The organism is Flavobacterium defluvii, from assembly GCF_900129555.1.
In the GTDB taxonomy this organism is placed as follows: domain Bacteria; phylum Bacteroidota; class Bacteroidia; order Flavobacteriales; family Flavobacteriaceae; genus Flavobacterium; species Flavobacterium defluvii.
Genome location: NZ_FQWC01000006.1, coordinates 172,578 through 196,652 on the forward strand (window position 1 = coordinate 172,578; position 24,075 = coordinate 196,652).

Below are 24,075 nucleotides of genomic sequence, written 5' to 3' on the forward strand. Positions count from 1 at the left end.
TTAATTTTTTAATCAATTTGCGCTTTCTATTTTTTAGATTTTGATTTATAAGTAAGTCCGTAAACGGTTAATGATAATAAAGATAAAACCATACAGCCAATAGTTACAGCGTGCCATCCGCCCAGTTTCCACAACAATAATCCGTATGCAGATCCCGCGGCAGTTCCTAAAAAGCTAAACGACATAAATACAGTATTTAATCTGTTTCTGGCTTCTGGCAAAAGTGAATAAACTCTGGTTTGATTTGAAATATGAACTCCCTGAATTCCAATATCAATAAATACAATTCCAATCGCAACTCCAATTACACTTTCGATAGAAAAATAAAAAATCAGAAAGCTTATTAAAATTAATAAACAACCATAACCAACTGCAATTCTTGAATTTCCTTTATCTCCGATTTTACCAACCAAAGGCGCTGCCAAAGCTCCGGAAGCACCAACAATTCCGAACAAACCAATTGTAGCACTATTAAAATGAAAAGGTTCTCCGGAAAGCAGTAAAACCATTGTGGTCCAGAAAGCTCCAAACTGAGCGAAGCTGAAAACATTGATTGCCGTGGCTTCGCGTAAAACAGGCTGTGTTTTTATAAGAGTAAAAAGAGATTGAATTAACTGTCCGTAAGTTCCCTGAAATTGAGGTTTATTTACGGGGAATTTACTCTGAATTACAAAAAAGATTAAAAGACAAATCCCGGCAGCGATATAAAACATTGATCTCCAGCCAAGAACTTCTCCAATAAATCCGCTTAAAGTTCGCGAAAGCAAAATTCCAACTAAAAGACCACTCATAATAGTTCCTACAACTTTTCCGCGTTGTTCAGGCGCGCTCAACGAAGCAGCCAAAGGCAGAATAAGCTGCGGAACAATCGAAGTAACTCCAATAAGCAGTGAAGCAATTTGTAAAACAAGAAAACTTTTTGCTGTAGCTGCAATTAACAATGCAATTACTGTAGCAAAAGTGGTCATTAAAATTTGTTTTTTTCGCTCTATTTTATCGCCAAGCGGCACCATAAAAAACAATCCGATTGCATAACCGGCCTGAGTTAAGTATGTTATGGTTCCGGCGCTAGCTTCGGGAATTTTAAATTCGTTGGCAATTAAAACAATCAAAGGCTGGCAGTAATAAAGATTTGCAACTATAAGACCAGTGCAAACTGCCATAAACAGGACGTTGGTTTTAGATAAATTCATTTTGCAAAAATACCATCAATATTTAATCTAAACTTATAATTTAAGTAATTTTTTCAATGAAATCCGTATAAATCCGCGTCTTCGCAATAGCGAATCCGTTTAATCAGCGTCAATTTTAGAACGCGGGTGACGCAGATTCGCTATTGCGAAGACGCGGATATTTACTGATTTTATTTATTTTAAGAAATCTTCTCTTGCCGGACTAAAAACATCTGTCAGCATACCCTCTTCTAAACAGACAACACCATGAATGGCGTGAGGCGGAATGTAAAAACTATCGCCTTCTTTTAAAGTTTGCGTAACACCGCTTATCGTTACATCAAATTTTCCGCTTGCAATATACGTTACCTGAGAATGATAATGTTCGTGTAAAACGCCAATTCCCCCTTTTTCAAAATAAACATTTACAAGCATGATTTTATCATCAAAGGCAAGGATTTTTCGTTTAATTCCTTCTCCAACAATTTCCCATTCGATTTCGTTTCCTTTAATAAATTCTTTACTTGTTTTAATATTCTGCATGACTTTAAAATTGATTTTTACAAAAATAAGATATTATGATGATTCTGTTTTAGATCAGGTTTTTTGAAATAAAATCAGCACTTGTTTTTATGGATTCAAAAGAATTTCCAGCATAATTATTTTCCTGTTCTACAAAAAAGTGAACCATTCCCGATTGTTTAATTTCTTTGAAAAAAGGCTTAAAATCAATTAATCCTGCACCTATTTCTGTATTTAAAGCCTGATTTGATTTGTCCATATCTTTTACGTGCCACATTTTAAAACGCCCCGGATTTTCTTTAAATAATTTTAGCGGATCATTTCCTGAACGTACAACCCAGTATAAATCTAATTCAAAATAAACGAGATTTTTATCGGTTTCATTTAATAAAATTTCATAACCGGTAATTCCCTCCTGGTTTTTAAATTCGAAATCGTGATTATGATAAGCCAGTTTTAATCCCGCTTCTTTGCACATTTTTGCTGCCTGATTTAATCGAGAAGCAATCACTTTAAAATTTTCGATACTTCTAAAAGGTTCATCGACCCACGGAACTGTTAAAAATTCATGTTTTAGAATCTTTGCTGCTTCAATTGCCGCAATAAGTTCAACAGTGTTTCCGTCATATAAAAAGCTCCCTAAATTATAATGTCCGCTTACCGCTTTTAAATTGTTTTCGTCTAAAATCTTTTTCAATTGAACCGGAGACAATCCCCAAAACTGATCTTTTATAGAAAAACCATACGTCTCAACATTTGTATATCCTGATGCAGCAACTTTTTCTAAAGTCTGTTTTACATTTTTCGGAAGTTCCTCGCGTAATGTATACAACTGCAAACCTATTTCTTTTTTATTCATAGAAAATGCTAATGATGGTAAAGCCAAAACAGCCGTCGCCACCAGACTTGTGTTTATAATAAAGTTTCTTCTTGTAACCATTTGATCTGAATTTTAGAAAAGTAAATCTACTATAAAAATTGATCCTCAAAATTATTAATGAAATTTTGAAGCGCAATTTCTGTTTCTTCGTTTATAATATTTCCGTCAGCATCTATTTTTCCGCGAATACCCTGAATTAAAAGCTGTGTATTATCGTCAAACTTTGCTTCAAGGGTTTTCATAATCAGCAAAAGCTGCTCGTGTCCCATTTCTCCAGAAGCCGAAGCAGTAATTAATCCAGTTTTTTTATTTGAAAATATTGTTGTTGAAACGCACCATTCTAAAGCATTTTTCAAACTTCCCGGCAGGCTGAAAACATATTCCGGCGTACAGATTATAATTCCGTCGGCTTCTATTATTTTATTTCTGAATAAAGTTATTTCTTTCGGAGGATTTTCTGTGTCTAAATCAGGATTAAAATGTGGAATTTTATCTAAATCTTCAAAAATTTCAACTTCAAAATCCGATTTTATATATTGTGAAATATGTTTCAGAATCTTAAAATTACTCGATTTTTTTCTTGTACTGCCTGTTATGGCAAATATTTTTATCGCTTTCATTTTATTGAATAACTGAAATATCTTTTTTCATTGAATCAAATTCTTCGATTAGGTTATTTCTTTTAAAAAAATTCTCTAAATCTGTCAATCTCTTTTTATTATCATATTGTATGCAGGAATTTAATTTTCTTTGGCATACAGAACATAATCTTATTGTACTTCTATCCGTTTCAGATAAACTGTTGGTTCCATTCATTACACAATCAGCGTTAATACAATGATGCAGACCAAACATGTGCCCAATTTCGTGAGAACTTGTTTTAAGCAATCTGGATAAACATAAATTGAAATTTTCGGCAGTTAGTTCACCATCCTGAAATCTGTAAATTGAACTTACTCCTACTTTATCTCTATAAGATGCTAAACCAAAAACATAATTCCATTCTGGTTTAGGATATAAATCCAATTCAGAAAGTCCCATTAAAGCAATTCTGTTTTGAGGATTTTCTTCTTTCAAAACATCGTTTAAAAGATATCCGGCTAATAATTGTTCATGTCCTTCTGTAGACATTCTTCTTGCTGAATTTGGCACTATATCATTAGAAATAGGTTCCAATGTTTTTGTTTTTAATTGGAAAAAGAGCTCTAAATATTCATTAACAAGCTGAATTTGTTTCTTTTGAAGAGCATTAAAATTTCCAATTGGTTTTATGTAAATAATATTCTCCTCTTTAGTCGGAACAATGTGTTTAGATCTATAATATTGTTCAAAAGTCTGCTCGTTTTCTTTATGCGAAAACAACCAATCTCCATACGTTGGCTCTCCTAATTTTGCATCATTAATTTTAATTTGCTTAAAATAGGATGCTTCTTCTGGAATTGTTTTTGGTGGTTCTTTCGTTTTTTCTTTGTTACAGGAACAGAATAATATAAGGATTAGAATCGTGGTTATTTTTTTCATTTATTTTTGGAAGTACAATAGTTAAATTAATTCCTTAAAAATAAACTTTTCATCATAATCAACTTCAAATTTTTCGAGAAAGTTGATATATTCTTCTTTAAAGGTTTTCTTTTTATGATGTTCTTCCTGATTATCTATATAACCAGCAACTGCGCTTAATTGAGATTTACTGTATGAAAATGCACCATATCCTTCCTGCCATTCAAAATGAATTTTAGTTAACTTATTTTCGTTTATCCATTTCGATGAATTTTGCTTTATACTTTTCATCAATTCAGATATTGATTGTACGGGTCTTATTCCAATCAAAATATGAACGTGGTCAGAAACACCGTTGATCGCTAAAACCTTATGATTATTGTTTTTGATAATTCCGGAGATGTATTTATATAAATCATTTTTCCAGTTTGTGTCTATAGATGCTTGTCTATATTTTACTGCAAAAACAAAATGTATATGAATTTGCGTGTAGGTGTTTGCCATGATTGTATGTAGTCCCTACGGGACATTTTTTCTTGAATATTAATTTATTTTTCTATCGATATTTTATTCCTAACGGAATATCTTTTGATCGTTTTCAAATATATCAAAAAGAAAGAATATTCTTTCTTTTTTTTAAATAGAATTGTATAGTCCCTAACGGGACATTATGAACGTTGATCTACTTTTTTCTACCGATATATTATCCCTAACGGGATATTATCTTATTGATTTTAATTGGAATTTATTAAAATGGAATCACGGCAGAAAGTTCCGTTAGGGAACATAATATCGGTAGCAATATTTTATTCAAACACATTATTTGTCCGCTAGGGACTATACTATAGATTTGAAATAAAAATTTCGATTTACAATTTTACCAAATCAAAAAATTGTTCCGCTAGGAACAAAATATCGGTAGAAAAGATTTCTGACCAAATTTATTTGTCCCATAGGGACTACAATAACAAAAAATGCATTTCACGATTCATCAAAACAAAAAGTTCCGCAGGAACAAAATATCGGTAGAAAAATTTTGACCAAATTTATTTGTCCCGTAGGGGCTACAATAACAAAAAATGCATTTCACGATTCATCAAAACAAAAAGTTCCGCTAGGAACAAAATATCGGTAGAAAAATTTTGACCGCGCAGATTTTTTGTCCCGTAGGGACTATACATTTTACATCTTCATTTTTAACTTTGTATCTTTGCACCAAATTATTGAAGAAAAAATGCGAATTGACATTATTACACTTTTACCGGAATTACTAAGAAGCCCTTTTGAAGCATCAATTATGAAACGTGCCATTGACAAAGGATTAGTAGAAGTACATTTTCATAACCTGCGTGATTATAGCACAAACAGACAAAAAAGTGTAGATGATTATCCGTTTGGCGGCGGCGCCGGAATGGTGATGACAATTCAGCCTATTGATGATTGTATTACGCACTTAAAAAGTCAGCGTGAATATGACGAAATCATATATATGTCTCCTGACGGTGAAACTTTAAACCAAAAAATGGCCAACAAAATGTCGATGTATGAAAACATTATTATTTTATGCGGACATTATAAAGGTGTTGATCAGCGTGTGAGAGATCATTTTATTACTAAAGAAATTTCGATTGGCGATTATGTTTTATCAGGAGGAGAATTAGGCGCTTTAGTGCTATCTGATGCTTTAATTCGTTTAATTCCTGGTGTTTTAAGTGACGAGACCTCAGCATTAACCGATAGTTTTCAGGACAATTTACTTTCAGGACCTATATATACAAGACCTGCAGACTACAAAGGATGGAAAGTTCCCGAAGTTTTAACCAGCGGACACGCTGCCAAAATTGATAAATGGCGTGAGGATGCCGCATACGAACATACAAAAAACAGACGTCCGGATTTACTGGAAGGACAATAAAATTTTGTTTCAAGTTTAAAGTTATTTTTGTTTCAAGTTAAAACTCTCGATAGCAACAACTTTAAACCTGAAACTTGAAACAAAACAAACCAAAAATAATTTTCAATTTATAATTCATAATTTATAATTATTTTTTACATTTGCACCCGAATTAGACCAACCTCTGGCGAAATACGTGAATGTTGCTCTAAATAAACTATAATCATAAAATTATCATGGCAGATTTATTAAAGTTCGTTCAAAACGAATTCGTTGCTAAAAAAGATTTCCCAGATTTCGGAGCTGGAGACACTATCACGGTTTTCTACGAAATTAAAGAGGGTGAAAAAACAAGAACTCAGTTCTTTAAAGGAGTTGTTATCCAAAGAAGAGGTTCTGGAACAACAGAAACTTTCACAATTCGTAAAATGTCTGGAGCAGTTGGTGTAGAGCGTATCTTCCCAGTTAACTTACCAGCTTTACAAAAAATTGAAATCAATAAGAAAGGTGCTGTACGTAGAGCTAGAATTTTCTACTTCAGAGAACTTACTGGTAAAAAAGCTAAGATTAAAGATAAAAGAAGATAATCATTTATCTAATTGTTACAAAAAACTCGTTTCATACCATTTGAAACGAGTTTTTTTTATGCCTTTTTTGTTCAGAGTATTAAAACTGTAATTTTTTAATAGCAAAATCATCGATTTGACAATTTAAAGAGCACGAAATAACAATCTGATAATTCATTCATTTAAAAGTAAAACTACACCGTTTTCGGACTGTTTTTATTATATTTGCTCCGCTCTTTTTTTGAGCTCACAAATACCTTTTACATCGCCATTCTTGTGACGACACGATTATAAAAAAAAAGAAAAAATGACACAGAATTCAAAAATTTTTTACACCTTAACTGATGAGGCGCCATTATTAGCGACTTATTCTCTATTACCTATTGTTCAAGCTTTTACTTCTACAGCTGGTATTGCTATCGAAACCAGAGACATCTCTTTAGCAGGAAGAATTTTATCTAACTTTCCTGAGTCTTTAACAGATGCTCAAAAAACAGGCGATGCTTTGGCAGAACTTGGTCAATTAGCAACTCAGCCAGAAGCTAACATTATCAAATTACCAAACATTTCAGCATCTGTACCGCAATTAAAAGCTGCTATTGCTGAATTACAATCTCATGGTTATAATGTTCCAAATTATCCTGAAGATCCGCAAAACGATGTTGAAAAGGAAATTAAAGCAAAATATGCAAAAGTATTAGGTTCTGCTGTAAACCCGGTTTTACGTGAAGGAAACTCTGACCGTAGAGCGCCAAGGGCTGTTAAAAACTTTGCAAAAGCTAATCCACACTCAATGGGTGCATGGTCTGCTGACTCAAAAACTAAGGTGGCTTCTATGTCAGGCGGTGATTTCTACGGAAGTGAAAAATCACTTACTGTTGCTGAAGCAAATGATGTAAAAATTGAATTCGTTGCTAAAGACGGAACTACAACTGTCTTAAAAGCAAGTACTCCGCTTAAAGCAGGCGAAATTATCGATAGTTCTGTTTTAAGTGTAAATAAATTAAAAGCTTTCGCTGCTGATGTTATTGCAGAAGCTAAAGCTGCAGGAGTTTTACTTTCTGTACACTTAAAAGCTACAATGATGAAAGTTTCTGATCCAATTATCTTTGGCGCTATCGTTGAAGTATACTTTGCAGATGTTTTCAAAAAATACGCATCTTTATTCGCTGAATTAAACGTTGATACCAGAAACGGTTTAGGCGATATCTACGCTAAAATTGCCGGAAGACCTGAGCAGGCAGAAGTTGAAGCTGCTATCGATCAGGCAATCGCAAACGGACCAGCTTTGGCAATGGTTAATTCTGATAAGGGAATTACAAACTTACACGTTCCTTCAGACGTAATTGTTGATGCTTCTATGCCGGCAATGATTCGTACTTCTGGTCAAATGTGGAACAAAGAAGGAAAAGCTCAAGATACATTCGCAGTTATTCCAGATAGATCTTATGCCGGAGTTTATACAGCAACTATCGATTTCTGTAAAAAACACGGTGCTTTTGATCCTAAAACAATGGGAAGTGTTCCTAACGTTGGATTAATGGCTCAAAAAGCAGAAGAATACGGATCTCACGACAAAACTTTCCAAATGAAAGCTGACGGAGTTGTTCGTGTTGTTGATACAAACGGAAATGTTTTAATGGAACAAAACGTTGAAGCAAACGATATTTTCAGAATGTGTCAGGCAAAAGACGCTCCTATTCAGGACTGGGTTAAACTAGCTGTAAACAGAGCTCGTTTATCTGATACTCCTGCAGTTTTCTGGTTAGACGAAAACAGAGCGCACGACAGAGAATTGATCGTAAAAGTTCAAAAATACCTTAAAGACTACGATACTACAAACTTAGATATCCGCATCTTAAATCCAATTGCTGCAACTGAATTTACTTTAGACAGAATTATCAAAGGTTTAGATACTATCTCTGTAACTGGAAACGTTTTACGTGATTACTTAACAGATTTATTCCCAATTTTAGAGTTAGGAACTTCTGCAAAAATGTTATCTATCGTTCCGTTAATGAACGGTGGTGGATTGTTCGAAACTGGTGCTGGAGGTTCTGCTCCTAAACACGTTGAGCAATTTACAGAAGAAGGTTATTTACGTTGGGATTCATTAGGAGAATTTTTAGCTCTTGGTGCTTCATTAGAACATTTAGGACAAACTTTAAACAACTCTAAAGCAATTGTTTTATCTGAGACTTTAGATCAGGCAAACGATAAATTCTTAGCAAACGATAAATCTCCTGCTCGTAAAGTGGGTCAAATTGACAACCGTGGATCTCATTTCTATTTAGCTTTCTATTGGGCTCAGGCTCTTGCTGCTCAAACTAAAGATGCTGAATTAAAAGCGATCTTTACTCCAATAGCTGCAGAGTTTGAAGCAAACGAAGCTAAAATCGATGCTGAATTAATTGGTGCGCAAGGAAAAGCTCAAAACATTGGCGGATACTATCAGCCAACACCAGAGCTAGTAAGCAAAGCAATGCGTCCTAGTGAAACATTTAATTCTATTATTGCTAAAATCAAATAACGCATAGCGTTTTTATAAATATGAAAAGGACAACTCACAAGGTTGTCCTTTTTTTATTCTTAACTTATGTTTAACAAAAGTTCGCCCGTAATATTTAGCAAGAATTAGTATCTATGTATATCAAAACCAGCACGATGATTCTAAAAAAAATCAGTTTTTTTCTAATTATTATCTTTACGACTTTAAATTCTTTTTCTCAGGAAAAATTTACGCTAAGCGGTACCATAAAAGATTCTAAAAATAATGAAACCTTAATTGGTGTCAACATTTATATGCCGACATTAAAAATCGGAACTACAACAAACGAATACGGTTTTTATTCTATTACGCTTCCAAAAGGCGAACATCAAATTGAAATCAGTTATGTTGGTTATCAAACTATTCAGCAAACTATTTTTTTAAATCAAAACACCAAGAATAATTTTTCTATCAGCGAAAGCGGTGAAGAACTTCAGGAAGTTGTGATTACAGATAATAAAGGAAAAATAAATATCAAATCGCCCGAAATGAGCGTGAACAAACTCTCTATTTCAACCATTAAAAAAATGCCCGTAGTTTTAGGTGAAGTCGATGTTTTAAAATCAATATTATTACTTCCGGGAGTTACGAATGCTGGCGAAGGCGCATCGGGATTTAATGTTCGCGGCGGCGGCGCAGACCAAAATTTAATTTTGTTAGACGAAGCAACAATTTTTAATTCATCGCACGTTTTTGGTTTTTTCTCGGTTTTTAACCCGGATGCCATCAAAGATTTAAAATTGTATAAAGGCGGAATTCCGGCACGTTTTGGAGGAAGGGCATCTTCGGTTTTGGATATTTACCAAAAAGACGGAAGCAGTAAAGATTTTCATGTAAACGGTGGAATTGGTTTGGTTTCGAGCCGACTTTTGATTGAAGGTCCAATTGTAAAAGACAAAGGTTCTTTTTTAATTGGTGGAAGAGGATCTTATGCCCATTTATTTTTAAAACTATCCGAAAAAAACAAAGATAACTCGGCGTATTTCTATGATTTGAACGCAAAATTGAGTTATAAATTAAATGACAATAACAATTTGTATTTATCGGGATATTTTGGCCGTGACGTTTTTAGCTTAAATAAAAGTTTTACCAATATTTACGGAAATTCCACTTTAAACCTGCGTTGGAATCACCTGTATTCTGATAAACTTTTCTCCAATTTATCTCTGATTTACAGCGATTATTATTATGGCCTCGACTTGGATTATGTTGGTTTTAAATGGGATTCGGGAATTCAAAACTATAATATCAAATACGATTTCAAACATTATATTTCAGATAAATTTAAACTTAATTATGGTGTAAACGGAATATACTACGATTTTAATCCGGGAACCATTATACCTAGTAATAATGAATCAGGAATTAATCCGGATCAATTAGACAAAAAATACGCATTTGAACCTTCAGTTTATTTAGATGCCGAAAATCAGCTTTCGAAAAGAATAACACTCGCTTATGGATTACGATACAGTTTATTTTATCGTTTAGGTTCTTCGACCATAAATTATTACGACAATAATAGTCCGGTTATTTTTAATACCGATATGCAGATTTATGAAAAAGGAACACCAACTTCAACAAAATATTTTGGCAAAAACAAAGTAATTCAGGATTATAATAATCTCGAACCCAGACTTTCTGTTTCTTACCAATTAAATAACGATCAGTCTATAAAAGCGAGTTATAATCGAATGGCGCAGTATCTGCAGTTAATTTCAAACACCTCATCTCCTACTCCGCTTGATGTCTGGATGCCGAGTGATAATTACATTAAACCACAAATTGCAGATCAGGTGGCGCTGGGATATTTCAGAAATATTAAAGATGGTGCCTATTCTCTTGAAGTTGAAAGTTTTTACAAAAAAATTCAAAACAGACTCGATTATATTGACGGGGCTGATTTAATTGCCAATAATGCCATCGAACAAGTTATTTTAAACGGAAGAATGCGCGCTTATGGTTTAGAAATTATGCTTAAGAAAAACGAAGGCAAATTTAACGGCTGGGTTTCATACACGTTATCAAAATCGGAACAGCAGACTCCGGGAAGAACTCCTGAAGAAACCGGAATCAACAACGGAGAATGGTACAGTTCTGCTTACGACAAAACACATAATTTAGCCATAACATCGGCTTATAATTTAAACGAAAAATGGTCTTTTGGAGCTAACTTCGCTTTGCAGTCAGGTCAGCCGGTTACATATCCAAACGGACAATATGAGTATTTAGGAATCACGGTTCCGAGTTATGGTCTGCGAAATGAAAATCGTCTTCCTGCTTATCATCATTTAGATGTTTCTGCAACTTTAACACCAAGAAATAATAAAGACCGAAAGTGGAAAGCTGAATGGGTTTTTAGTATTTACAATTTATACAACCGCAGCAATGCAGCCTCAATTAATTTTAGACAAAATGCTGATACAGGATTAAATGAAGCCGTTCGATTATCAATCTTCGGAATCGTGCCTGCCGTTAGTTATAATTTCAAATTTTAAAATTCATTTCTGTAAAGAAAATAAAAAGATATATCATGAAAAAAGCAATCGCATTAATGGTTTTATTTATATCGGTTTTCTCCACAAGTTGTGAAGATGTTGTTGATGTTGATTTGGATACTGCTCCTCCAAAATTGGTTATAGAAGCAGCTATAAGCTGGCAAAAAGGTACTACCGGAAAACAGCAATCTATAAAGTTAACTACCACAACAGGTTATTTTCAGGAAAAAATTCCAACTGTTTCCGGAGCTGTAATATATATTCGAAATAGCGAAAACCAACAATTTAATTTTACCGAAGTTCAAAAAACAGGACGCTACATCTGCAATAATTTTGTACCAAAAATTGACGAAACCTACACTTTAACAGTAGTGAGCGGCGGAAATACTTATACAGCAGTCGAAACTTTAAAATCTGTTGCACCGATTACACGAATTGAACAAAATAACGAAGGTGGATTTACCGGAGAAGATATAGAAGTAAGGGCTTATTATAATGATCCAGCCGATGCAGATAATTACTATTTGTATAAATATGTTTACTCAAATAAAGTAACATCAAATTTTTATGCCGATGAAGATAAGTTTTTCCAGGGAAATGAATTCTTTAGTGTTTCTGACGATGATGAATTGAAACCCGGAGATGAAATAGAAATAACACATTATGGAATTTCAAAACAATACTACAACTATATGAATATTTTAGTAAGTATTGCCGGAAGTAATGTTGGCGGACCTTTTCAATCGCCGCCGGCAACTGTAAGAGGAAATATCATCAATACAACTGATAAAGCAAATTATCCGCTTGGTTATTTTTCGCTTAGCGAAAGTGTGACTCAAAAATTTAAAATTCAATAAATTAAAAAAATGGAAGCCAGAATTGAAACTTTAGCAGAGAAAAAACTAATAGGAAAATATATTGAAATGTCTTTTACAGAAAACAAAACATTTCAGCTATGGAGCGGTTTTATGCCAAAACGCAAAGTGATTCGAAATACAGTTAATGATAATTTGTATTCGCTGGAAGTTTTCTCTAATGGGCATTTTGATAATTTCGATCCAAATAAAACATTTCAAAAATGGGCTGCTGTAGAAGTGCAGAATTACGAAGATGTGCCAGATGAAATGGAAACTTTACTTATTCCTGATGGTTTATATGCAGTTTTTATACATTACGGCCCTGCATCAGAAGGACATAAAACCTATCATACAATTTTTGCAGAATGGCTTCCTAATTCGAAATATACTGTTGATGACAGGCCGCATTTTGCGGTAATGGATCATAAATATAAAAAAGACGATCCTGATTCTGAAGAAGAAATCTGGATTCCGATAAAAAATAGAGATTAATTCCCTCCCGCGCAATATTCTTCTTAACTTACAGCTAAAAAAACAATGGTAATCGAAACCTTAAAAACGCTTTTAAACAGGGATTTAAATAAACTTAAATTTGAAATCGAATCATACGAATTTGAAAAACAAATTTGGGCAGTTGATAAAAACATTTCAAATTCTGCAGGAAACCTCTGTCTTCATTTAATTGGAAATCTGAATACTTATATTGGCGCAGAAATTGGAAAAACAGGATATATCCGAAATCGTCCTTTAGAATTTTCTCTAAAAGATATTTCAAAATCAGAATTAATCGAGAAGATTGAAAACACCATTATTGTTGTAAATAATGCACTTAACACTTTAAAAGAAGAAGATCTTAATGCTATATATCCGCAAATTGTTTTCGAAAAAGAAATGACAACTGGATTTTTCTTAATTCATCTTTCTACTCATTTAGCTTATCATCTAGGACAAATCAATTATCATAGAAGACTATTAGATTTTTAGTTTAAAGATTCCCAAAAAATCTAAAATCAGAAATCTAAAATCTAAAATCTACAATGGTAAACCGTACCTTTGCACAACATTCAAAAAAACTCACATGTCATCACACCATATAGTTCGCGACGATCAGGAACCCGCTTTAATAATTGCAAACGGAGCAGCTTGTGATCCTGAATTATTAGGACAGTTATTAGAATGGTCGCCGCTGGTAATTGTATTAGATTCGGCTATAGAAAGAGTTATTGAACTGGGTATTAAAGTCGATGTTTTATTAGGAGATTTTGACAGAGGTTTTGATCCCGAAATCTATAAAACTTCACAATATCCTCTAGAAATTGTTCACACACCAGATCAGGACAAAACTGATTTAGAAAAAGCTTTTGATTATTTAGTCGATAGAAAAATTCCTGCCGTAAACGTAGTTTGGGCAACCGGAAAACGTGCCGATCATACGATTACCAATCTTACCAATATTGTTCGTTACCGCGATTTACTTAAAATTGTAATTCTCGACGATCATTCAAAAATATTTTTACTGCCAACGAAATTCGAAAAATGGTATACGGCAAAAACGCCAATTTCTTTAATTCCAATTGGTGTTGTAAACGGAATTTATTCTACCAATTTAAAATATCCTTTGCAAAATGATACCTTAACAATGGGCTACAGAACCGGAAGTAGTAATTCTGTAGAAAATGATGGTTTGGTAACCATTAACCATAGAAACGGTGATTTGTTATTAATGGAATGTTTTGATTAAAGAGCTATAAGCTTGGTTTATATTGTAGAACCGGATTTCAATCCGGTTTACGCAAAGATTTATTTCCAAAAATGGAATAACTATCTTTGCACAGAAATTAATAAAAATGAAAGCAGAAAACAATTCCCAAAAAGACAATTTACATCCAAGAAATCTTCATCGTTCCCGATATGATTTTGAACTTCTTATATCAAATTGTCCAGATTTAAAAGCTTTTATTTCCATCAATAAATACGGAGTCGAAACCATTGATTTCAGTAATCCGCTTGCTGTAAAAACTTTAAACAAAGCTTTATTGCAGACTTATTACGACATTCAAAACTGGGATATTCCCAAAAATTATCTTTGTCCGCCAATTCCAGGACGTGCAGATTATATCCATTATATAGCTGATTTATTAGCAGAAACAAACAACAATCAAATTCCGAAAGGAAATTCTGTTATGGGATTAGATATCGGAACAGGTTCAAATTTGATTTATCCGATATTAGGAAATTCAATTTATAAATGGACTTTTGTTGGAACTGATATTGACAAAAAAGCAATTGAAAACTGCAGCAAAATTATTGAAGCCAATTCGAAATTAACCGATGCAATCAGTTTACAACAACAGACAGAACCTCGTTTTATTTTCAAAAACATCATAATTCCTGAAGACCGATTTGCATTTACAATATGTAATCCGCCTTTTCATGCATTGGCAGAAGAAGCTAATAAAGGCACTTCCAGAAAAGTTTCGAATTTAAATCCAAAGGAAAAGAAAACTTCAAATCCGGTTTTAAACTTTGGAGGACAAAATACTGAATTGTGGTGCAATGGCGGTGAAATTGGCTTCATTACACAAATGATTTACGAAAGTGTAAAATATGCTTCACAGGTTTTGTGGTTTACAACTTTAGTTTCTAAAAAAGAAAATCTTTCTTCGATTTATAAAACATTGAAAAAAGTAAATGCTGTTGAAGTTAAAACAATAGAAATGTCACAAGGACAGAAAAACAGCCGTATTGTGGCGTGGAGTTTTTTAGATAAAGTGCAGCAAAAATCTTTTAAAATTTAATAATAATCTTACAAAATTAAATTTATTAATTTTTATTCTTATATTTGCACCATTAGATAGGTAATTCCTGAGTCAACGTGGCGGTGAAACATCTACCATAAATGTATTTTGAATACATCGTTTTTAGGGGCTATTTTTAAAATACCAAAGGGCTTCTTAGCCCTTTTTTTTATGGCATGAAAATATATATTGATGAAAGTGGTGATTTAGGCTGGAAGCTAGATAAACCAAACAGACATGGCGGCTCAAGTAAATTTATCACTATTACAGCTCTCATTATCTCTAATGAAGATGAAAAATATATTTCTCGCTTTCTCTCTGATATTTACAAAAAATATAATCTGACTCCCAATATTGAAAAAAAAGGAGCAAACTTTATTCCTGAACATTGTGCCTTTATTACTTCGCAAATAACGAATAAGATAATTTCAAAGAGTAATTCCTTTAAAATAATTTCAATTACAGTAAATAAATTAAAAGTTTTTGATTCGTTAAGAAAGGATAAAAATATCTTTTACAATTATGTCCTTGGATTGCTGCTTAAGCCTGAAATTATTCAATATGATAATGTAGAAATTGTTTTAGATAAAAGAACTATAAAGGTTAGTCATGGCCACAGTTTCCCAGATTACATAAAAACAGAAATCTGGGGAAGTGGAATAAATATAGATATTTCGTGTGAATTTGTAGAAAGTACACATAATAAAATGATATGGTTTGCTGATTGGTATGCAAATTTTATATGGAGACATCATGAAGACAATGAATCCAGTGCTTATGATATTCTGATAAATTTTGCGAAAGAGAGATTTTTAGAAAAGAAATTATATTTCTAAAGAACATTTATCATTTTCTACAAAAAAAAGAAATCAAGGCAATCCATATCACTGATTTTCTTTACAGTTCTTGATTTTATTATCTCGTTTTGCTACATTTAATATAAACTATTAAATATCAAGATCATGGCAGAATATATTGGTTATCTCGCATCTGTTTTTATTGTTGGAGGTTTTTTGTTGAAAGACCTTAAAACAATACGACTCATAAACTTATTCGGCTGCGTTTGTTTTGTAGTTTACGGCATCTTTTTGAAAGATTACAGAGATTTCAATCAATGGCTTTTACCGATTATAATTCCAAATGCAATTTTGTCTTTTGTTCAGATCTATCATTTGACTTCAAAAAAACCATAATATTATAATTATGATATTTTAAACCAAAATTTTGATAATTACTTGATTTACTATAATCGTAACTTTAAGCTTCAAAATTAGATTACGATGTTAAAATTATACTCCAGATTAGTTATTATTTTGTTCTTAGCTGCAAGCTGCTCTTCAACCAAAAAAGTGAAATTTGAAGATTATGTTTTTAAAACCAAAACTGAAGAACAAAAATATCAAACCGCTTACAACAAAGCTTTAAAACTTTGGGATATTCCTTATACCGAGGAAAATGTAAAAACAAGCTTCGGAACTGCGCATGTTATTATTGCCGGGCCAAAAAACGGAAAAGATTTAGTTTTACTGCACGGAATGGACGCCAGTTCTACAATGTGGTATCCCAATATAAAAACCTTAGCAAAAAATCATCGTATTTATGCCATTGATTTTATAATGGAACCCAACAAATCTAACTTAACAGCAAAACCACTTTCGTCTGAGGAAATTGTGGTTTGGTACAACGAAATTTTCGATCATTATAAATTAAAGAAATTCGATATAATTGGCGCTTCCCGCGGGGGCTGGATTGCAACATTATTGGCGACGCAAAAATCAAATCCTATTGATAAAATGGTTTTATTAAGTCCGGCGCAGACATTTAAATTTATTGATAAACCCAGAAAAACATCAGCTGCTTTAATGTTAAAACTTTTTCCTAGCGAAAAGAAATTCAGCAAAACATTAAAAGCATTTTCTACGCATCCGGAAAAAATAAGTCCTGTCTATAACAGACAATTTTATTTGGCTAATAAATATGCTAAATCAAATTCGAGTATGCTAAAAATGACGCCTTTTTCAGATAAAGAATTAGAATCTATAAAAAATCCCGTTTTGGTTTTAATTGGAGATAAAGATGTTATTAATTCAGAAGAAAGTTTAGAACGGGCAAAAAAACATTTAGCAAACAGCAAAACCCAAATCGTAAAAGATGCAGGGCATTTTTTAACCATCGATCAGCCAAAAATCACGAATGACGCTGTTATTAATTTTTTAGAATAACAGGAATGTATAGTCCCTACGGGACAATTTTAAAATATAACAACAATTGTTTTCTACCAATATTTAATCTCTACGAGATAACTTTCTTTAAGGAATAGCCAATGACTAGAAATATCTCGTAGAGATTAAATATTGGTAGAAAACAAAATATCGTCGCCTACAAATTGTCCCGTAGGGACTATACAAATCAACGTCTATTTTATCTTTTTTATAGCACTCAAACTTTGTATCTTTACAAAACCAACTTTTCATCAGTAAAAAATGAATTTCCAAGTAGCCTCAGAATATAGTCCAAAAGGAGACCAGCCGCAAGCCATACAAAAACTCGCACAAGGTGTAGTCGACGGAGAAAAATATCAAACATTATTAGGAGTTACAGGATCTGGAAAAACATTTACTGTCGCCAATGTAATTCAGGAAGTACAGCGCCCTACTTTGGTTTTGGCACATAACAAAACGCTGGCAGCTCAGTTGTATTCAGAATTCAAACAGTTTTTCCCAAACAATGCAGTTGAATATTTCGTTTCTTACTACGACTATTATCAGCCGGAAGCTTTTATGCCTGTAACAGGGGTTTTTATCGAAAAAGATTTATCTATCAATGAAGAGCTTGAAAAGATGCGTTTAAGCACTACTTCTTCCCTTCTTTCCGGGCGTCGTGATGTTTTGGTTGTAGCATCAGTTTCCTGCTTATACGGTATTGGAAACCCTGTAGAATTCAAAAAGAACGTAATTGAAGTAACCCGGGATCAGGTTATTTCGAGAACAAAACTTCTTCATAGTCTGGTGCAGAGTTTATATGCGAGAACAGAAGCCGATTTTAATCCGGGAACATTCAGGATTAAAGGCGATACGGTTGAAGTATATCCGAGTTATGCTGACGATGCGTACAGAATACATTTTTTTGGAGATGAAATAGAAGAAATAGAATCTTTTGATGCTAAGACCTCTCAAGTCATTGAAAAATTTAAAAGATTAACAATTTATCCGGCCAATATGTTTGTGACTTCTCCCGAAGTTTTACAAGGCGCAATTTGGGAAATCCAGCAGGATTTGGTTAAACAAGTTGATTATTTTAAAGAAATAGGCAAACATTTAGAAGCCAAACGTTTGGAAGAAAGAACCAATTTCGATTTAGAAATGATTCGCGAATTGGGTTATTGCTCTGGAATTGAAAATTATTCACGTTATCTCGACGGAAGACAAGCCGGAACTAGACCTTTCTGTTTATTGGATTATTTCCCAAGTGATTATTTAATGGTTGTAGATGAAAGCCACGTAACAGTTTCTCAGGTTCACGCTATGTACGGAGGCGACCGCAGCCGTAAAGAAAATCTGGTTGAATATGGCTTCAGATTACCAGCTGCAATGGATAACCGACCTTTGAAATTTGAAGAGTTTGAAGCTTTGCAAAATCAGGTTATTTATGTTTCGGCAACTCCGGCTGATTATGAATTACAGAAATCGGATGGAATTTATGTCGAACAGATTATTCGTCCAACAGGATTATTAGATCCAGTTATTGAAGTACGCCAAAGTTTAAATCAGATTGATGATTTAATCGAAGAAATTCAGGTTCGATGCGAATTAGACGAAAGAGTTTTAGTAACAACTTTGACCAAAAGAATGGCCGAAGAATTAGCCAAATATTTAACCAAAGTAAGTATTCGATGCCGTTATATTCACTCTGAAGTAGATACTCTGGAACGTATCGAAATTATGCAGGATTTACGAAAAGGTATTTTTGATGTTTTAATTGGAGTAAACTTACTTCGTGAAGGTTTAGATTTACCCGAAGTTTCTCTTGTTGCTATTTTGGATGCAGATAAAGAAGGTTTTTTAAGAAATCATCGTTCTTTAACTCAAACTATCGGGCGTGCCGCGAGAAATTTAAACGGAAAAGCCATTATGTATGCTGACAAAATTACGGCAAGTATGCAGCGTACAATCGACGAAACCAATTATCGAAGAACAAAGCAAATCAATTTTAACGTTGAAAATAATATAACCCCACAGGCATTAAACAAAAAAATAGAAAGTGCCTTTACTAAAAATCCGTTGGTAGAATACGAGTTAGGACATACTATACCTGCAGCAGCAGAACCGGAAACGGCTTATATGTCAAAAACTGAAGTGGAAAAATTGATTAAAGAAAAACGAAAATCAATGGAAAAAGCGGCAAAAGAACTTGATTTTATGCAGGCTGCAAAACTTCGTGATGATATTAAAAAACTACAGGAACAATTACCTTAGTTATGTTGTTCCTGAAAAACTCTTAATAAAACTTTAGGTTCAATCATTGCATTTGGTGCTTTTTTCATTAAATCCAAAATGCGTTTTACTGCACTCGGGTTTAAACCCATTTCAATAGCAATCTGCTGGATAGCTTTTGATTCTTTTTCGTGCAAAATTCCGTCGCAATGCATAATTAAAGCCAATCTGTAAAATTGCTGGATACGTTGAAACTCTGATTTAATAATTACAGGTTTGGTTTCCTGATGAAATAAATCGCGAAAAGTATCCAAATCAATATTTAATTCTTGTGCTACATACCACAAAAAATCATACTCTCTTTTATGCAATTGCCCATCAACTGTAGAAAAGGCAATCAATTCTAAAAGTAAACTTTTCTTTTGTGCTTCGGTATTCATCAATTTGTTATTTTTAGCTAAAATATTGCTTTAAACTTAAAACACAAAATCAATGATTCGGGGATTTTTCATAATTATATTTCTTTGGATGATTTCCGGAAATGCACAAAGTACGGCTTCAAAAAACGTTTCAACTTTTATAATTGAGGCACCTCAGCTTAAAACCACAAAAAAAATCTGGATTTATGTTCCTGAAAATTATTCGGTCTCGACCAAAAAATACAGCGTGATTTATATGCACGATGCTCAAAATTTGTTTGATTCTAAAACTTCTTTTGTAGGCGAATGGAATGTCGACGAAAAACTGGATAGTTTAAAAGCGCAGGTAATTGTTGTTGGAATCGAACATGGAAATGAAAAACGTATTGAAGAATTAACTCCTTTTAAAAACGAAAAATACGGCGGAGGAAATGCCGACAATTATTTAGAATTTATCGTAAAAACGCTTAAACCTCATATCGATAAAAATTACAGAACGAAACCAAAAGCAAAAAATACCATTATTTTCGGAAGTTCGCTAGGAGGTTTAGTTTCTTATTACGGCGCTCTAAAATATCCTGAAGTTTTTGGAAAAGCCGGAGTTTTTTCGCCTTCATTTTGGTACACAAAAGACATTTATACTTTTACCGAACAGAAGCCTAAAATTAAAACCAAATTTTACTTTTTATGCGGAGATAAAGAAGATGATGAAATGGTGAAAGATATGACCAGAATGGAAAAACTTTTAGACACAAAACGCTGTTACTGCCTTCATCTCACAAAATCTAAAATTGTAAAAGGAGGCGAACACAATGAAAAATTATGGCGCGATAATTTTGTCGAAGCTGTAAAATGGCTGGGTTATTAATTCTATTTAATTTTATGAAACTTACTTTAAGAGCTTACGATTTAAAACTCAAACATACGTTTCGCATTTCAAGAAAAACGATCGATTTTCAGCCTTCTTTAATTGTAGAATTAGAAGAAAATGGAATTTCTGGATATGGAGAAGCAACTTCAAATCCATATTATAATATTACAATTGAAATTCTACAAAATGATATTGAACAAATCCGAGCGTTGATTGAAGAAACATCAAATGAAACCCCAGAAGAATTTTGGTCGAAAATTGCTCCGTTTTTAAAAAATAATCCTTTCGCTTTATGTGCGCTCGATAACGCTTATAATGACTTATACGCTCGTAAAAAAGGTAAAAAATTATATGAATTATGGAATTACGATATTAGCCATAATCCGTTGACAAATTACACTATCGGAATTGACACGATTGAAAATATGGTCAAAAAAATGGAAGAACTTCCGTGGCCGATTTATAAAATCAAACTCGGAACTCCAAATGATATTGCTATTGTAACCGAATTACGAAAACATACAAATGCTATTTTTAGAGTTGATGCCAATTGCGCCTGGACGGTTGAAGAAACTCTTGAAAATGCAAAAGCGTTTAAAAATTTGAACGTTGAGTTTATTGAACAACCCTTAAAAGCTGATAATTGGAAAGGTCATCGCGAAGTTTATCAAAATTCCGTTTTGCCTATAATTGCCGATGAAAGCTGTATTAAAGAAGAAGATGTTGCAAAATGTTACAATCATTTTCATGGTGTAAATATTAAATTGATGAAATGCGGCGGCATAACTCCGGGAAGAAGAATGATTGCCGAAGCTAAAAAACTGGAGTTAAAAACAATGGTGGGCTGTATGACAGAATCATCGGTTGGAATTTCTGCCATTGCACATTTACTTCCTGAACTGGATTATATTGATATGGATGGTGCATTGCTTTTGGCAGAAGATATTGCAAGCGGTGTTACAATTAAATATGGAGAAACTATTTATCCTGAAAGAACCGGAATTGGAGTAATTTTATTCTAAAATTTCCTTTTAAAATAACGTACCTTTGTAAAAAATAAAGAAATGACAAACAACGATATATTAAAGAAACTTCGCGTAGCATTAATGCTCCGTGACGACCAAATAGTTGAAATTTTAGAATTGGTAGATTTTAGAATTTCAAAATCAGAATTGGGAGCTTTTTTCAGAGCCGAAGATCATCCTAATTATATGGAATGCGGCGATCAGGTTTTGAGAAACTTCTTAAACGGATTGGTTATTCACTTAAGAGGAACTAAAGAAAATCCTAAAAATCCAAATGACGTCTTAGCAAAACATAAAGCAGAAATTCCGAAGAAAGAAACTTCTAAAGAAAGACCAGAATTTAAAGCTGCTCCAAAGGATTCAGAAAAATACAGAGGCGATAAAAGTCCTTCAAAATCAGGTTCAGCAGCTGGAAAACCTAAAAAGAAATCATTCCCAAAAGGAAATGGAAAACCGGCTGTTGTAGAAAAAGTAGTTTTCAAAAACGGAAAGAATAAGAAGTAATTTATTTAACCGCAAAGAGCGCTAAGAATTACACAAGGTTCGCAAAGTTTTTTTAGCCACGAATTCACGAATTTTATTATCAAAATAATTCGTGAATTCGTGGCTATTATTTTTCGCTATAAAACATCTTAATTATAATCCAATTTTCAAATATAGCCCGTGGTTGAAACCACCGGCTATGCTGAAATAAAACTCGTAAAAATTTATTGATTTAGCTTTGCGAACTTTGCGTTTGTATTCACAATCCTTAGCAAAAAAAACTTTGCGTCCTTTGCGGTTAAATCACAAAAAAAATCCACTCCTTTCGGAATGGATTTTCTATATAAATTGATTTCTTATTGTAATTAAGAAAGAGCAGCTTTAACTTGGTCAGCAGCTTCCTGGAATTGAACTGCAGATAAAATTGGCATACCAGAGTTGTCAATTAATTCTTTTGCAATTTCAGCATTTGTTCCTTGCAAACGAACGATAATTGGCACTTTAATAGCATCACCCATATTTTTGTAAGCATCAACAACACCTTGAGCAACACGGTCACAACGAACGATTCCTCCAAAGATGTTAATTAAGATAGCTTTTACGTTTGGATCTTTCAAGATAATTCTGAAAGCTGTTTCAACACGTTTTGCATCAGCAGTTCCTCCTACGTCAAGGAAGTTAGCAGGCTCAAAACCAGCGTATTTAATTAAATCCATAGTTGCCATTGCAAGACCAGCTCCGTTTACCATACATCCTACAGTACCGTCAAGGTCAACATAGTTAAGACCAACTTCTTTAGCTTCAACTTCGATTGGATTCTCCTCACGGATATCTCTCATTTCAGCATATTTAGGTTGTCTGTATAAAGCGTTATCGTCGATGTTAACTTTAGCGTCAACAGCTAAGATTTTGTTATCAGAAGTTTTAAGAACTGGGTTGATTTCAAACATAGAAGCATCAGAACCAATGTAAGCATTGTAAAGTGCATCGATGAATTTCACCATTTCTTTGAAAGCGTTTCCAGAAAGACCTAAATTGAAAGCAATTCTTCTAGCCTGGAAACCTTGTAATCCTACAGAAGGATCAATTTCTTCAGTAAAGATTAAGTGTGGAGTGTGCTCAGCAACTTCTTCAATATCCATTCCACCTTCAGTAGAATACATAATCATGTTGCGTCCTGTACCTCTATTCAATAAAACAGAAACATAAAATTCAGAAGTTTCGCTTTCACCTGGATAGTAAACGTCTTCTGCAACTAAAACTTTGTTAACTTTTTTACCTTCAGCCGGAGTCTGAGGCGTAATTAACTGCATTCCGATGATTTGTTCTGCTAACTCTTCAACTTGCTGTAAGTTTTTTGCCAGCTTAACTCCACCACCTTTTCCACGACCACCTGCGTGAATTTGTGCTTTTATTACGTGCCATCCTGTACCAGTTTCGGCAGTTAATTGTTTTGCAGCAGCTACAGCTTCAACCGCATTGTTAGCCACAATTCCGCGTTGTACGCGTACTCCGTAACTCGCTAAAATTTCTTTTCCTTGATATTCGTGTATGTTCATAATATTGAATTTGTCTGGTTCTGAATTTATTTCAGAATAAAAGTGCGACA

At 33.4% G+C, this 24,075-nt stretch carries 24 protein-coding genes; 16 read left to right on the forward strand and 8 right to left on the reverse strand.

What is annotated here, in order from left to right; all coding sequences use genetic code 11:
• Positions 1-26: 26 nt before the first annotated feature.
• The 6 genes from BUC29_RS14380 to tnpA form a co-directional block, all read right to left on the reverse strand.
• Positions 27-1,163 carry an MFS transporter gene (locus BUC29_RS14380; protein ID WP_244160832.1) on the reverse strand — a complete coding sequence of 379 codons (1,137 nt, stop codon included), beginning with the start codon at positions 1,161-1,163 and terminating at the stop codon, positions 27-29.
• A gap of 204 nt (positions 1,164-1,367) precedes the next feature.
• Entirely contained in the window at positions 1,368-1,715 is a 348-nt protein-coding gene (locus BUC29_RS14385) for a cupin domain-containing protein (protein WP_073416871.1), read from the reverse strand.
• Between the two features lie 49 nt (positions 1,716-1,764).
• Entirely contained in the window at positions 1,765-2,634 is an 870-nt protein-coding gene (locus BUC29_RS14390) for a sugar phosphate isomerase/epimerase family protein (RefSeq protein ID WP_073416872.1), read from the reverse strand.
• Between the two features lie 29 nt (positions 2,635-2,663).
• A complete protein-coding gene (locus BUC29_RS14395) occupies positions 2,664-3,194 on the reverse strand; it encodes an NADPH-dependent FMN reductase (RefSeq protein ID WP_073416873.1) in 531 nt (176 codons plus the stop codon).
• 1 nt (position 3,195) lies between these two features.
• Positions 3,196-4,095 carry an archaemetzincin gene (locus tag BUC29_RS14400; RefSeq protein ID WP_073416874.1) on the reverse strand — a complete coding sequence of 300 codons (900 nt, stop codon included), beginning with the start codon at positions 4,093-4,095 and terminating at the stop codon, positions 3,196-3,198.
• A 21-nt stretch (positions 4,096-4,116) separates the two neighbouring features.
• On the reverse strand, positions 4,117-4,578 hold the full coding sequence (tnpA, locus tag BUC29_RS14405) for an IS200/IS605 family transposase (RefSeq protein WP_073416875.1): 462 nt from the start codon (positions 4,576-4,578) through the stop codon (positions 4,117-4,119).
• A gap of 730 nt (positions 4,579-5,308) precedes the next feature.
• Here tnpA and trmD point away from each other — a divergent pair.
• From trmD to uvrB, 13 genes are all read left to right on the forward strand, one after another.
• Positions 5,309-5,989 (forward strand): tRNA (guanosine(37)-N1)-methyltransferase TrmD, encoded by a 681-nt coding sequence (gene trmD / locus BUC29_RS14410; RefSeq protein ID WP_073416876.1) that lies wholly within the window; start codon positions 5,309-5,311, stop codon positions 5,987-5,989.
• Between the two features lie 215 nt (positions 5,990-6,204).
• Positions 6,205-6,555, forward strand: a complete 351-nt coding sequence (gene rplS, locus BUC29_RS14415) for a 50S ribosomal protein L19 (protein WP_073416877.1) — start codon at positions 6,205-6,207, stop codon at positions 6,553-6,555.
• Positions 6,556-6,841: 286 nt separating this feature from the next.
• The gene (locus BUC29_RS14420; protein WP_073416878.1) at positions 6,842-9,064 is read left to right on the forward strand and encodes an NADP-dependent isocitrate dehydrogenase; all 2,223 of its coding nucleotides are present in this window, start codon (positions 6,842-6,844) and stop codon (positions 9,062-9,064) included.
• A 134-nt stretch (positions 9,065-9,198) separates the two neighbouring features.
• Entirely contained in the window at positions 9,199-11,580 is a 2,382-nt protein-coding gene (locus BUC29_RS14425; protein WP_073416879.1) for a TonB-dependent receptor, read from the forward strand.
• A gap of 35 nt (positions 11,581-11,615) precedes the next feature.
• Positions 11,616-12,437, forward strand: a complete 822-nt coding sequence (locus BUC29_RS14430) for a DUF4249 domain-containing protein (RefSeq protein WP_073416880.1) — start codon at positions 11,616-11,618, stop codon at positions 12,435-12,437.
• A gap of 9 nt (positions 12,438-12,446) precedes the next feature.
• On the forward strand, positions 12,447-12,929 hold the full coding sequence (locus tag BUC29_RS14435) for a GyrI-like domain-containing protein (RefSeq protein ID WP_073416881.1): 483 nt from the start codon (positions 12,447-12,449) through the stop codon (positions 12,927-12,929).
• Between the two features lie 45 nt (positions 12,930-12,974).
• Complete coding sequence (locus BUC29_RS14440) at positions 12,975-13,421, forward strand: DinB family protein (protein WP_073416882.1); 447 nt, start codon at positions 12,975-12,977, stop codon at positions 13,419-13,421.
• Positions 13,422-13,515: 94 nt separating this feature from the next.
• Positions 13,516-14,178 (forward strand): thiamine diphosphokinase, encoded by a 663-nt coding sequence (locus BUC29_RS14445; protein WP_073416883.1) that lies wholly within the window; start codon positions 13,516-13,518, stop codon positions 14,176-14,178.
• A 106-nt stretch (positions 14,179-14,284) separates the two neighbouring features.
• Entirely contained in the window at positions 14,285-15,235 is a 951-nt protein-coding gene (gene rlmF, locus BUC29_RS14450; RefSeq protein ID WP_073416884.1) for a 23S rRNA (adenine(1618)-N(6))-methyltransferase RlmF, read from the forward strand.
• 176 nt (positions 15,236-15,411) lie between these two features.
• Positions 15,412-16,071 carry a DUF3800 domain-containing protein gene (locus BUC29_RS14455; protein WP_073416885.1) on the forward strand — a complete coding sequence of 220 codons (660 nt, stop codon included), beginning with the start codon at positions 15,412-15,414 and terminating at the stop codon, positions 16,069-16,071.
• A gap of 126 nt (positions 16,072-16,197) precedes the next feature.
• Positions 16,198-16,428 carry a uroporphyrinogen decarboxylase gene (locus BUC29_RS14460; RefSeq protein WP_073416886.1) on the forward strand — a complete coding sequence of 77 codons (231 nt, stop codon included), beginning with the start codon at positions 16,198-16,200 and terminating at the stop codon, positions 16,426-16,428.
• 87 nt (positions 16,429-16,515) lie between these two features.
• Entirely contained in the window at positions 16,516-17,457 is a 942-nt protein-coding gene (locus BUC29_RS14465) for an alpha/beta fold hydrolase (protein ID WP_073416887.1), read from the forward strand.
• Between the two features lie 261 nt (positions 17,458-17,718).
• Positions 17,719-19,710 (forward strand): excinuclease ABC subunit UvrB, encoded by a 1,992-nt coding sequence (gene uvrB / locus BUC29_RS14470; RefSeq protein ID WP_073416888.1) that lies wholly within the window; start codon positions 17,719-17,721, stop codon positions 19,708-19,710.
• On the opposite strand, the gene BUC29_RS14475 is transcribed toward uvrB, so the two are convergent.
• The gene (locus BUC29_RS14475; protein WP_073416889.1) at positions 19,707-20,108 is read right to left on the reverse strand and encodes an excinuclease ABC subunit B; all 402 of its coding nucleotides are present in this window, start codon (positions 20,106-20,108) and stop codon (positions 19,707-19,709) included. The genes uvrB and BUC29_RS14475 overlap by 4 nt on opposite strands.
• A 52-nt stretch (positions 20,109-20,160) precedes the next feature.
• On the opposite strand from BUC29_RS14475, the gene BUC29_RS14480 reads away from it, so the two are divergent.
• From BUC29_RS14480 to BUC29_RS14490, 3 genes are read left to right on the forward strand one after another with little or no spacing between them, the layout of a single operon-like run.
• Positions 20,161-20,955 (forward strand): alpha/beta hydrolase, encoded by a 795-nt coding sequence (locus tag BUC29_RS14480; RefSeq protein WP_073416890.1) that lies wholly within the window; start codon positions 20,161-20,163, stop codon positions 20,953-20,955.
• A gap of 14 nt (positions 20,956-20,969) precedes the next feature.
• Positions 20,970-21,980, forward strand: coding sequence for a dipeptide epimerase (locus BUC29_RS14485; RefSeq protein ID WP_073416987.1), 1,011 nt, complete (start codon positions 20,970-20,972; stop codon positions 21,978-21,980).
• Positions 21,981-22,022: 42 nt separating this feature from the next.
• The gene (locus BUC29_RS14490) at positions 22,023-22,487 is read left to right on the forward strand and encodes a DUF1456 family protein (RefSeq protein ID WP_073416891.1); all 465 of its coding nucleotides are present in this window, start codon (positions 22,023-22,025) and stop codon (positions 22,485-22,487) included.
• Between the two features lie 344 nt (positions 22,488-22,831).
• On the opposite strand, the gene sucC is transcribed toward BUC29_RS14490, so the two are convergent.
• Positions 22,832-24,025, reverse strand: coding sequence for an ADP-forming succinate--CoA ligase subunit beta (gene sucC / locus BUC29_RS14495; protein ID WP_073416988.1), 1,194 nt, complete (start codon positions 24,023-24,025; stop codon positions 22,832-22,834).
• Positions 24,026-24,075: the final 50 nt, after the last annotated feature.